General features: G+C 63.1%; 10 protein-coding genes. 2 read left to right on the top strand and 8 right to left on the bottom strand.

The window, feature by feature from the left end; all coding sequences use genetic code 11:
- Positions 1-349 precede the first annotated feature (349 nt).
- Genes aroB through pilM form a run of 7 tightly spaced genes read right to left on the bottom strand, consistent with a single transcriptional unit; the run spans position 350 to position 7,023 of the window.
- The gene (aroB, locus tag DOM36_RS16615) at positions 350-1,462 is read right to left on the bottom strand and encodes a 3-dehydroquinate synthase (RefSeq protein ID WP_075568130.1); all 1,113 of its coding nucleotides are present in this window, start codon (positions 1,460-1,462) and stop codon (positions 350-352) included.
- 52 nt (positions 1,463-1,514) lie between these two features.
- Positions 1,515-2,075, bottom strand: coding sequence for a shikimate kinase AroK (aroK, locus tag DOM36_RS16610; RefSeq protein ID WP_075568131.1), 561 nt, complete (start codon positions 2,073-2,075; stop codon positions 1,515-1,517).
- Positions 2,075-4,144: a type IV pilus secretin PilQ gene (gene pilQ / locus DOM36_RS16605; RefSeq protein WP_232823891.1), complete on the bottom strand. Its 2,070-nt coding sequence runs from the start codon at positions 4,142-4,144 to the stop codon at positions 2,075-2,077. Before pilQ ends, aroK begins: the two co-directional genes overlap by 1 nt.
- 29 nt (positions 4,145-4,173) lie before the next feature.
- Positions 4,174-4,725, bottom strand: a complete 552-nt coding sequence (locus DOM36_RS16600; protein WP_157958669.1) for a pilus assembly protein PilP — start codon at positions 4,723-4,725, stop codon at positions 4,174-4,176.
- Positions 4,722-5,408 (bottom strand): type 4a pilus biogenesis protein PilO, encoded by a 687-nt coding sequence (locus DOM36_RS16595; protein WP_075568133.1) that lies wholly within the window; start codon positions 5,406-5,408, stop codon positions 4,722-4,724. The genes DOM36_RS16600 and DOM36_RS16595 overlap by 4 nt, the downstream gene beginning before the upstream one ends.
- Entirely contained in the window at positions 5,405-5,974 is a 570-nt protein-coding gene (locus tag DOM36_RS16590) for a PilN domain-containing protein (protein ID WP_075568134.1), read from the bottom strand. The genes DOM36_RS16595 and DOM36_RS16590 overlap by 4 nt, the downstream gene beginning before the upstream one ends.
- The gene (pilM, locus tag DOM36_RS16585) at positions 5,971-7,023 is read right to left on the bottom strand and encodes a type IV pilus assembly protein PilM (protein WP_075568400.1); all 1,053 of its coding nucleotides are present in this window, start codon (positions 7,021-7,023) and stop codon (positions 5,971-5,973) included. Before pilM ends, DOM36_RS16590 begins: the two co-directional genes overlap by 4 nt.
- 236 nt (positions 7,024-7,259) lie before the next feature.
- Between pilM and DOM36_RS16580 the strand changes: the two genes are divergently transcribed.
- Entirely contained in the window at positions 7,260-9,782 is a 2,523-nt protein-coding gene (locus DOM36_RS16580) for a penicillin-binding protein 1A (RefSeq protein WP_075568135.1), read from the top strand.
- 132 nt (positions 9,783-9,914) lie between these two features.
- Complete coding sequence (locus DOM36_RS16575) at positions 9,915-10,697, top strand: DUF481 domain-containing protein (protein ID WP_075568136.1); 783 nt, start codon at positions 9,915-9,917, stop codon at positions 10,695-10,697.
- A gap of 115 nt (positions 10,698-10,812) precedes the next feature.
- Here DOM36_RS16575 and DOM36_RS16570 read toward each other — a convergent pair whose 3' ends face one another.
- Positions 10,813-12,084 carry a malic enzyme-like NAD(P)-binding protein gene (locus tag DOM36_RS16570; protein ID WP_075568137.1) on the bottom strand — a complete coding sequence of 424 codons (1,272 nt, stop codon included), beginning with the start codon at positions 12,082-12,084 and terminating at the stop codon, positions 10,813-10,815.
- Positions 12,085-12,349 lie beyond the last annotated feature (265 nt).

Here is a 12,349-nt window from a genome sequence, read left to right as displayed (position 1 = left end):
TAAAGTCTAAGCCTTCTGCGCGATGGCCAGATCGGGGTGAGATCTCGGCGCGACACCCATACCGATACGGCATGGAGCATACCAATTATATCGATAACGCATCGAAAAGACAGACACCGGCATCGGGTTGTCGACAAAATTTCCTGGCCACGATGAAGCCTTCTGCCGCCACCCATACGCGAAGCCCGACCGACGGGATGGATGCCCGGACGGGCAGACGGCGTGAAAAAGAGGCCCGGAGCTGGCGCCACCCACTGACGCCAGCGGAAATTGGTTAACTGAAGTGACGAGGATCGGTCGGGCTCGCACTGAGGCCGTGCCGGAGAGCAGAACCGGCGACGAGGAAGGATCAGGCTCGCGGAAAATCCGTCAACAGCCGGCCGAGCCGATCGGTATCCGTATCATCGCGGATACAGGCGCGCCCCAGCGTTTCGAGCAGAATCAGTCGCAGACGGCTGTCGACATTCTTCTTGTCGAGGCGCATGCGATCGAGGAAATCATCCGCTGACATGTTTGCCGGCGCCGTCACCGGAAGATCTGCCGCTTTCAGAATCTCGGCGACGCGTTCGACATCGGCCTCGCTCAGCCAGCCGCGCTCGGCCGAGAGTCGAGTCGCCATCATCATGCCGGCCCCGACCGCCTCACCGTGAAGCCAGTTGCCGTAGCCCTGATGCGCCTCGATGGCATGGCCGAAGGTGTGACCCAGATTGAGCAACGCCCGCACGCCCTGCTCGGTCTCGTCTTCCGCGACCACTTCCGCCTTGATCTCGCAACTGCGGCGGATGGCATGGCGAATGGCCGCCCCCTCCAACGCTCGAAGCGCCGCCAGTTCGCCCTCCAGCCATTCGAGGAAGGAAAGGTCCCAGATCAAGCCGTACTTGATCACTTCCGCCAGCCCCGCCGACAGCTCCCGCGCCGGCAGTGTTCGCAGGGTGTCGGTATCGACGATCACCGCTCTGGGCTGCCAGAACGCACCGATCATGTTCTTGCCGCGCGGGTGATTGACGCCGGTCTTGCCCCCGACGGAGGAGTCGACCTGAGCCAGTAGCGTGGTGGGAATCTGAATGAAAGCGACGCCGCGCTGATAACTGGCGGCCGCATAGCCCGTCATGTCACCGATCACCCCGCCCCCGAGCGCGATCAGCGTACAGCGCCGGTTGAAGCCCGCGGCCAGCAGGGCGTCCCAGATGCGCTCGACCGACGCCAGCGACTTGGTCGCCTCGCCGTCGGGCAGGATGACTTCCCGAATTTCCAGCTCGGCGCCGGCAAGCGTCTCCTTGAGTGCCGCGAGATAGTGCGGCGCGATCACCTCGTTGGTCACGATCATGACCTGACGGCCGGCCAGATAAGGCAGCAGGTGCTCTCGACTCGAAAGGATGCCCGCGCCGACGTGAATCGGATAGCTGCGATCCCCCAGCGAAACGTTCAGCGATTCCACGGGAAGCGACGAGACAGAGGACATGGCAGATTACCTTCGATGTGGGCAAGACAGGACCTTCGAGGTGACAACGATCTTACCGCTGATGAGAAAGGGAGGCAGACTCGCCAAGCGGCTCCGCCAGACGCGACACCCGGCGCAGAATATCCCCCACCACGCTTCGGGGACCTCGACGATCCGTACGGACAACGATATCCGCAGTGGCACGATAGAGCGGATCGCGGATCGCGAACAGATCGCGCAGCACCTGCTCGGGATTGGCGGTCTGCAGAAGCGGCCGGTTGCGATCCCGCGAGGTACGTCGAATCTGCTGCTCGACGGTGGTGGCCAGATAGATCACCGTGCCCCGCTCCCGCAGCAGCTGGCGATTGATTTCGCGCATGATCGCGCCGCCACCCGTGGCCATGACGATCTCGCTGCACCGAGTCAGCTCGTCGATCATCGCCGTTTCGCGGTCCCGAAAGCCCTGCTCGCCCTCGACATCAAAAATCCATGGGATATTCGCCCCGCAGCGACCTTCGATTTGATGATCGCTATCCAGGAATTGGCGCTGCAATTCGGCCGCCAGGAGGCGGCCGATTGTACTCTTGCCGGCCCCCATGGGGCCGACCAGGAAAAGATTGGGAAGCGACCGCATCAGCGAATGGCCAGTCCGTCCTCGATGATCTTGGGGGTGATGAATATCAGCAATTCTACCTTCTCGTTGCTTTCCTGGGTATAGCGGAACAGATTGCCGATCACCGGAATGTCGCCGAGGAACGGCGTCTTGAACAGCGTTCGCAGCTGCTCGGAGGTCAGAATGCCGCCCAGCACCACGGTTTCACCGTTGTTGACCAGCACCTGAGTCTGAATCTCGTTGGTGTCGATGGCCGGTGCACCGTCGTAGCGGGTGTCGGAGATATCATCGTTATTGACGCGCAGATCCATGATGATGCGGTCATCGGGGGTAATCTGCGGCGTCACCTCGAGCGACAGCACGGCTTCCTTGAACTCGGTAGTGGTGGCTCCGCTGGACGACGCCTCCTGATACGGCACCTCCTGTCCCTGCTTGATCACAGCGGTACGCTGGTTGGCGGTAATCACCTTGGGCTGGGAGATGGTTTGGCTCTTGCCCTCGCTCTCCAGCGCCCGGAGCTCCAGGTCGATCAGAATGTCGCCGGAAAGATAGCCGAAGCTGAACGCGCTGGCGGGGTTGGTCGCATTGCCCAGATCGACCGCCAGACCGCCGCCATAGGAGGCAGGATCGTCCGACGTCGTGGGCACCGTCGAGGCATCGCCGTCTGCCGCGCCGCCAAGATCGAAGTGGCGCCCGCCATTGGCCGACATGCCCCAGTTGACCCCGAGCTCGCGGGTCGCGCTGTCTCGGGCGATCACGATCCGCGCTTCGATCTGAACCTGACGCACGGGGACGTCGAGATGATCGATGGTGCGCCGGATGGCATCGAGCTGGTCGCGCGTGTCCTGGAGAATCAGCGTGTTGGTACGCGGATCGACGGTGACGCGACCGCGCGCCGACATCATGCCGACGCCCTCCCCCCCCTGCAGCAGCGTGGCCAGGGACTCGGCCTTGGCGTAACGAATCTGCAGAAATTCCGTGGTCAACGGCGCCAGCTGCGCCGACTGCTCGCGCGTTTCCAGCGTCTGGCGCTGCAGGCTGGCCAGCTCGCCGGTCGGCGCCACCATCATCACGTTACCTTCCCGGCGGGCCGACAGACCATGGTTGCGCAATACCAGATCGAGCGCCTGGTCCCACGGCACGTCGGTCAGATTGAGGGTCACGTTGCCCTGCACACCGTCGCTGGCGACCACGTTGAGCCCCGACTCCTCGGCGATGATCGACAGCACGTCCCGTACTGGAATGTCCTGAAAATCGAGGGTGATGCGGTGACCGGTATACTCGGGTCGATTCTCGGCCTGGGGGCGTTCGACACTACCCGCGGGCGCCAGCTCTATCGTCAAACGGCGGCCGTTCTGGGTCACCAACGGCTCCACCGCCTCGGAGGCTACGATGTCGAAGACGATGCCATCGGCGCTGCGACGCGGCACGATACGCGACACACGGGTGCCGAAATCGCTGACGTCGAGCGTCTGGTACTGCTCGTCAGGCAAGCGGGTGCCGGGGAGCGAGACCGAAACCTGGCGTCCCTGCCCCGACACCTCGGCGGCGATACCGGCACGATCGAGCACGAGCTCCAGTTGTCCGGCACCATCCGCGCCGCGTCGAAAGTCGATCGAGGTCACCTCGGGTGGCGTCGACACCGCCGCCATCCCGGACTCGCCAGCAGGCGCGCTCGCGACGGCCGAATCGGTCGCGGCCGACCCAGCGGCCTTGTCGCCGAAATGAACCACGACCTTGCCGTCGAGACGCTCCAATCGGTAGTCGGCAGGCGATGCCAGCTCGAACACCAGCCGGGTACGTGTCCCCGCTCCCAGCACTCTGACCGAATCGACGCCGGCACTGCCGATGGCGAAGCTCGACTGCGACAGCCCGCTCTGGGCCTGCAGCAGATCCAGCGCCAGCCGCGGGGGTGCATCGGTGCGATAACCGCGAATGTCCGGCACGCCGCCGACGAAATCGAGACCGACGTCCAGGCGGCCAGCACCCCGGTCGGTGAAGGTCATCGCCGTCAGCGTCGTCACTGCCGGTGCCGCCCAGGCGGCGAACGCCAGCGCCCACAAGGTCAGTGCTGCTGCGCATGCGACCAAGCACCGTCGAGAAGTCATAGTATCCCCTGCTACCGTTGCCGCCGGCTGCCACCGTCGGATTCTTGTTCTGCCATGTCCAGGCGCTGGAGACGCTCGCTCCAACCCCCTTCGGGAGTGCGGACGGTCTCTACCAGCACCAACCCTCGCGGCTCGACGCTGATGATCCGGCCATAATCCCGGCCCAGATAATCGCCCTTGAAGAGGCGATGGATGGCGCCATCCGGCGCGGAGACCAGCCCCGACAGGGTGTTCCCCACCGTCAACGTGCCCACCAGGCTCAGACTGTCCAGCTCAAAGGCTTCCAGTGGCTGACGTGGACGCTCGGCATCCGGCAGTGGCGTGACATCGGCAGGCTTGACCTCTTCAATCGCTTCAGCCACGAAGGGACTCCGGCGATACGCCTGGTCGTAGCTGGCGGTGGCGTACCGAGGCATCTCCGGTAGCGCCGCAATCTGTCCCTGGGGCTTGTGACGCAGGGTGTCCAGGTGCGCCTGCAGCGCTCCCAGGTTGGCGTCTTCGCAGCCGGCGAGCAGGGCGCCGATGACCAGCCACCCGACGAGGAGAATGCGGCTCGACTTCACGATTTCCCTCTCCGCTTCTGTGAATCGACAGCCGGATCGCGATCCTCTCGATAGCGGTAGGTCTTCGCCAGCATCGCCAGCTTGAGATGGTCACCCACCGGCATCAGCGTGAAATCGTGAAGCGTGACGATCCTCGGCATCGCGGCGACGCGGGCCAGAAAAGCCGATATCTGATGAAAGTCGCCGCGCACCTGAATATCGAAGGGCTGTTCGATGTAGAACTCCTGCTCCACTGCAGGGCGCAGCGTGATGCTATCGATGTCGAGCTGTTGCTCGCGTGCCGCGTCGCTGATGGCGTCCAGCAACGCGGGCACTTCCGCGTCGCTTGGCAACATCTCGAGAACGCTCTGCATGCGAGCCTGGAGTTCGCCCATCTGGCGCTCCATCGCCGGCAGATTGACCGCCTGATAGGAGAGCGTCTCGAAGCGCTGCAACGCCTGCTGCTCCTGCGTGATCAGTCGCTGATGCATTTCCCGCGGCGTCGAGGCCAGCAACCACTGGGTGACCCACATCGATCCCAGCAGCACGCTCAGTGCAATCAATCCCTGGAGCGTAACGGGCCAGGTGCCGGCTTCCTTGACGTCGAGTTCGCGCCACTGCAACTCGCGCAGCTGGCGCCACTGATCTGCGCACGCGCCCCGCCAATCGCTCAGCCATGATCTGTTCGACGCCGGACGCTTCATGAACCCGCCTCCGGTTCGATATCGTCGATGGCGTGCTCATCGACACTCATGTGAAAGCGCTTGGCCGACACCGCGCCCTCGTCGGACTGCACGTCCGACAGCAATGGGATGTCGAACGCGGCGCTGTTGTCGAGCGCCCTCATCTGGTCGGATACCTGGCGATTCGAGGCCGCGACGCCACTCAGCTCGAGCCTGCTGCCCTTGCGGCGCAATTCGGTGTAGTGGACGCCGTCGACCACAGTGGCCGTCAACTGATCGAGAACGCGGATGGTCAGGGGCCTGCTCGACTGCAGCTCGCTGATCACCTCGATCTGTTTCAGCATGCGTTCGCGCAGCTGGCGGAAATCGCGCATCACCTGGATATCACGCGTGAGCGCGTCGGTATCGCGCTGAATCAATGCCAGCCGGGCCTGCCCCGCTCGCACCATGGATTCCTCGTACTGTGCGATGCAAAAACCCACCACCAACCCGAGCAGCAGCGTCAGCAGCAGCCCTTGCTTGAATCGCCGAGTCCGGCGCAGACGGTGTCGCTCCCGCCACGGCAGCAGGTTGATTTCGATCGTCATGACAGCGCCCGCATGGCAAGGCCGCAGGCCGTCAGCATCGCCGGGGCATCCGCGGCCAGGGCACCGACATCCAGCCGCGAGTGGATCCGCATCTGCGCAAAAGGGTTGGCAAGCGTTGCCTCCAGCCCGCTCTGGGCTCGCAGGCGCTCCGCGAACCCCGGTAGCGCACTCGAGCCGCCGGCGAGTACCAGGCGCCGAACCTGCTGCTGCCCCGCGGAGGTGTAATAGAGCTGCAGCGAGCGCCCGATGTGCTGAATCAGGGTATCGATGAACGGCAGCAGGACTTGCTGGCGATAATCGTCGGGCAATCCGCCGCGCTTCTTGGCCCGGCCGGCCGCATCGAAACTCATGCCGTAACGCTTGCTGATGGCATCGGTTAGCTGCCGCCCGCCGTAGAGATTGTCGCGGCTATAGACGATCCTTCCGCCCTTCAGGACATGGAATGCGCACAGGTTGGCGCCGATATCCACCAGCGCCGTACTGTCCCCTTCTTCCTCGTGCGAGGTACGCAGATCACGGCAGACGCGCTCGAGCGCGAAACCCTCGACATCCACGGCCACCGTCTCCAGACCCACCGCTTCCATGGTCGACACCAGCGTTTCGATATCCTGCTGGCGACAGGCCACCAGCAGAATTTCCTGCTGATCGTCATAGCGTGGGTGGGGACCTAACCGCTGAAAGTCGAAAGCGACTTCATTGAGGGGGAACGGGATATGCTTGTCGGACTCCATCTGGATCCGCGCTTCGATCTCGTCGTCACTGAGCGAGGCCGGCAGCGAAAGCACCCGCGTGATCGCCGCCGAACTGGGCACCGCGACCACGGCGCGCCGGGAGCGAAGCTGGGCATGCTCGACCGCGCGACGCAACGTATCCTCGACCTCGCGCTTGTCGCGGATGCGCCTTTCGACGACGGCACCCTCACGCAGGGGACGCACCGCGTAGCTGTCGATTCTCAAGCCGCCGGCGCGACGCTCCAGCTCAAGCAGCTTGACGGTGGCGGACGTGATATCCACGCCCACCAGACCTTGAGAGGATCTTTTCAAGCGCAACACTGTCTTACCCCGCCGGAACTCGAAAATCCTAATCAGGGTTAACGGCGGCACCGAAACCAACTTGAGACATTTTGTTACACTTATTTCTTGGTGCTTGCAGGAAGCGGCACGAGTGAAACTGGCCCCGACTCTATCGCATCCATATAATGCCCCGATGCTGAATCATGTCCGACGCCAGGGATAGCGAGCACGCACGCGGCCGGACCGCCACCAGTCAAGGATCACCCCTTCATATGAAGCTTTTTACCCGCCTACTGACGACCGCCTTCTGGCTACTGCTGTCGCTTTGCGCCGGCGTGGTGCTGGCAGTCATTGGCGCTGGGCTCTACTTCGCCCCCGGCTTGCCGGACGTGCGCCAGCTCCAGGATTACGAGCTTCAGACGCCACTGCGTATCTATACCGAAGACAACAAGTTGATCGGCGAATATGGCGAAGAGCGCCGCATGCCGGTCAGCTACGACGAAATTCCCAAGCCGCTGATCAACGCACTGCTGGCCGCCGAAGACGCCAATTTCTACAACCACCCCGGGGTCGATCCCAAGGGACTCGTGCGCGCCGCTGTCGAGCTGGCCTCTTCGGGCAATATCCAGTCCGGCGGCAGCACCATCACCATGCAGGTGGCACGTAATTACCTGCTGACCCTGGATCAGACCTTCACCCGCAAGATCCGGGAAATCCTGCTGGCGCTGCAGATGGAGCAGATCCTGAGCAAGCCGGAAATCCTCGAGCTCTACGTCAACAAGATCTACCTCGGACATCGCTCCTATGGTATCGCCGCCGCGGCCAATACCTACTATGGCAAGCCGTTGGCCGATCTGACCCTGCCGGAGTACGCGATGATCGCGGGGCTACCCAAGGCGCCGTCGAGCTTCAATCCACTGACCAACCCGGAACGCGCACTGATTCGGCGCAACTGGATTCTCTACCGGATGCGCCAGCTCGGCTCGATCGACCAGGCCGCCTACGACGAGGCGGTCAAGGCTCCCATCACCGCCAGCCGCCATACGGCACAGGCGGAAGTCGATGCGCCCTACGTCGCGGAGATGGCCCGCGCCTACGCCGTCGAGCGTTTCGGCGACAAGGCTTACACCGACAACATTCGTGTCACCACCACGCTCGATAGTCGGCTGCAGACCGAGGCGCGCGATGCGCTGGTACAGGGCCTGATCGACTACGACACTCGCCATGGCTGGCGTGGGCCAGAAGAGAAGGACGTCCCGCCGAGCCTCGTCGAGGCGCAGGATCGCACCGAACGTCAGGGCCTGGAAGAAGAGCTGTCGGAATCGCCCGAAGTCATCGAAACCGCACGCCAGGCGGCTCAGTCCAGCGAGGCCACGATCGAGGGCGTCGACGGCGACGTCAGCAACTGGCTCAAGGTGCTGCAGCGCACGCCCGCCTATGGACCGCTCCAGCCCGCCATCGTGACCGCCACCGACGGCAAGCAGATGCGCGTGCTCGACGCCGACGGCAAGGTCATCACCCTTGGCTGGGATGGCCTGAAGTGGGCGCGCGAGTACAAGAGCGCCAAGTGGCGAGGGGGCGAGCCCGCCAATGCCGCCGCCATCGCCGACCGCGGTGACTTGGTCCGCATCATGCAAGAAGGCGATCAGTGGCGTCTGTCACAGCGTCCCGGCGCCGAGGGCGCCATTGTCGTCCTCGATCCGCAGACCGGCGCCATCGATGCACTCCAGGGCGGGTTCAGCTTCGCCGCCAGCAAGTTCAACCGGGCCATCCAGGCGCAGCGCCAGGTCGGCTCCAACTTCAAGCCCTTCGTCTATCTGGCGGCGCTGCAGGAAGGCGACATGACCGCAGCCACCATCATCAACGACGCGCCGGTGGTGATGTCCCAGTACAGCGGCGACGACTGGCGCCCCGAAAACGCGGAGCGCCAGTTCCGCGGGCCGACACGCCTGCGGGTCGGGCTTTACACCTCGCGCAACCTGGTGACCATCCGCGTACTGCAGTCGCTGGGGCTCGACAACGCGCTGAACTTCCTCGAACGCTTCGGCTTCTCGCGGAACCGCCTGCCGCACGGGCTGTCGCTGGCGCTGGGCAGCGCCTCGCTGACGCCGCTGGAGATCGCCAACGCCTATGCGGTGCTGGCCAACGGCGGCTTCCAGGTCTCGCCCTGGTACATCAAGGAGGTCACTCAGGGTAGCCAGAACACCGTGGTCGAAAAGGCCAATCCGCTGGTCGCCTGTCGCGACTGCGCACCGGATGCGACACAGACCGAAGTCGATGGCGAGCCCCGCCGCATCGCGCCCCGCGTGGTGGATCCGGACGCGCTCTACATCCTGCGTAGCATCCTGCGCGACGTCATCGAACACGGCACTGGTCGCGGCGCGCTATCGCTCAACCGCAGCGACATCGTCGGCAAGACGGGCACCACCAACGATCAGCGTGATGCCTGGTTCTCCGGCTTCAACAACTCGCTCGTGACCACGGTATGGGTCGGCAAGGACGACAACACCACGACGGCGGAATACGGTGCTCAGGCCGCCCTGCCGATCTGGAAAGCGTTCATGGGCCCGGCACTGGAAGGCACCCCGGAAGTGATTCCCGAAGCCCCCGATGACATCGTTCGGGTTCGCATCGATCCGGATACCGGCAAGCGCCTGCACGAGGATCAATCCGGCGGCATCAGTGAAATTTTCCGCAAGGACAACCTGCCTGACTATCAGCCACGCGGTATCCGCCCGGAACTCGAAGATGAGAGCGGTTCGCAAGGCACTGGCACCTACGAAGCTATCTTCTGATACATTGGTCGAGGCCCGGTCAATCAAGACCAAGGCCGTCGGGGCTGGCGCCCCGACGGCCTCGTTCCAGATGGCTGTTCCAATCCGCTCTTCACCGCAACAGGACGTCGCAGCGACGTTGAGAGAGATGTCATGCCCCTGCCCAGTTGCCGATGGTGGCTACTGATCACCTGTCTGATGGCTTCGCCGTCCTACGCCGAGCTTTTCTACGCACCGCCGGCGCCCGATGAAAATGCGCCCAACTTCAGCGGCAACGCCGAACTCGGCTACACCAAGCTGACCGGCAATACCGATACCCAGACGCTGCTCGCGAAGGCTCGCCTGACCTGGCTGACCGGGCGCAATACGCATACGTTTCGGGCCGAGACCCGCAGCGTCCAGGACAATGACAACACCACTTCGGAGCGGTATCTGGTCGGTGCGCGCGAACGCTACGAGCTCGAGAACAACAACTATCTGTTCGGCTTCGCGCGCTGGGAGCGCGATCGATTCAGCGGCTACGACTCGCAGTTCACGACCATTGCCGGTTACGGGCGCCAGCTGTTGAACGGACCCACGCACACGCTGTCTGCCGAAGTCGGCCCAGGCTATCGTCATGACGTCTATGCCGACGACAGCGACGATGACGATGACGACGCTTACGAAGGCGGCAGCAGCGACGATCTGGCGCTGGCCTACGCGGCGCTGGACTACACTTACAACTTCAGCGACGACATCTCCTTCGATCAGGAGCTGTCGGCGGAAGCGACTCACATCAGTGTCACTACCCGTTCACTCTCGTCGATTACCTCGCAGCTCAACTCTCACCTTGCGCTGCGGGTCTCCTACGATGCCAGGAGCAACACTCATCCGCCGCCGGGCGCCGAAGCCCGCACCGACACCACGACCTCGGTCTCGATTCTCTATGGCTGGTAGCCCCGCCGACGGCTCTGGGTCGCTGTAAAAAGACGGCCACGGGTCGCCATACAAGATCTTTGAAAAGCACGATGCCGCCTCTCGGGGCGGCATCGTCATATTCCACGACCAACCGTTATCGGCCGTAGATCTCCTTGACGCTTTTCAGCGGATAGTGAGAGGGGTAGGGCTTGCCCGCCACGCCGGATTCCACTGCGGCCTGTGCCACTGCTGCCGGGATTCGTTCAAGCAGACGTGAATCCACCGGTGTCGGGATAATGTAACCGCGCCCGAACTCCAGCGAGTCGACGTCGTAGGCATCCAGCACTTCCTGGGTCACCGGCTCTCTCGCCAGATCTTTCAGCGCATGTACGGCAGCGATCTTCATCTGCTCGTTGATCGCCGAAGCCCGAACGTCCAGCGCTCCGCGGAAGATGAACGGGAAGCCGAGCACGTTATTGACCTGATTGGGATAGTCCGAACGCCCCGTCCCCATGATCACGTCGCTGCGCGTCTCCCGCGCCACGTCAGGATGGATTTCCGGGTCCGGATTGGAACAGGCGAAGACCACCGGATTCGCCGCCATCTTCGCGAGCTGCTCGGGCTTGAACAGGTTCGGCCCGGACAGACCGACGAAGACGTCGGCGCCGTCGATCGCGTCATCCAGCGTACGCAGTGGCGTCTCGGTCGCGAACTGCGCCTTGTAGCTATTGAGATCGCTGCGGCCACTGTGGATGACGCCGTTGCGGTCCAGCATGAAGATGTTCTCGGCCTTGGCACCGCATTCGATCAGGAGCTTCATGCAGGCGATGGCAGCAGACCCCGCGCCAAGACAGACGATGCGGGCCGTCGCCAGCGTCTTGCCGGCGATATCCAGCGCGTTGAGCAGTCCCGCCGCGGTCACGATCGCGGTGCCATGCTGGTCGTCGTGGAACACCGGGATGCTGCAGCGCGCCTTGAGCGCCGCCTCGATCTCGAAGCACTCCGGCGCCTTGATGTCCTCCAGATTGATACCGCCCCAGGTATTGGCAATGCTGGCTACGGTATCGATGAAGGCCTGGGGCGAATCGGCCTCGACCTCGATATCGACGGAGTTGATGCCGGCGAAGCGCTTGAACAGAACCCCCTTGCCTTCCATCACCGGTTTGCTTGCCAGCGGGCCAAGATTGCCCAGACCAAGAATCGCGCTGCCGTCGGAAACCACGGCCACCAGATTGCCTTTACCGGTATAGAGATAGGCATTTTCCGGGTCCAGGGCGATTTCCCGGCACGGTTCCGCCACCCCGGGACTGTAGGCCAACGACAGGTGCTTGGCGGTTTCTGTCGGTTTGGTCAATTCGACCGACAGCTTGCCGGGGATCGGCTTGGCATGATAATCGAGCGCCGCCTGTCTTCTATCGTCACTCATGGGAAATTGTCCAGAGATGAAGGTGGGATGTTTCGGCATCGACGTGCCGTGAGGTGGCGCCAGACTATCGAAAAAGAACAACGCGCACAAATCTTTCCCCTTTTTCGGCTTTCACGACTTTTAAGCGCCTGTTTGAATCACTTAGATGCATTTGGCGACACTTATACCTGGACACCCAGCCATAAAACATCCCTTATCCTGCGTTGCCGGAAGGGAGCTCCTATCGCAACTCGTCTCGTGCCAGGCACATCGAAGCCGATTGATC

Source organism: Salinicola sp. CPA57, from assembly GCF_003206035.1.
GTDB lineage: Bacteria > Pseudomonadota > Gammaproteobacteria > Pseudomonadales > Halomonadaceae > Salinicola > Salinicola socius.
Note: the sequence above shows the minus strand (reverse complement) of the source record. Positions and strands in the feature narration are given on the sequence as shown.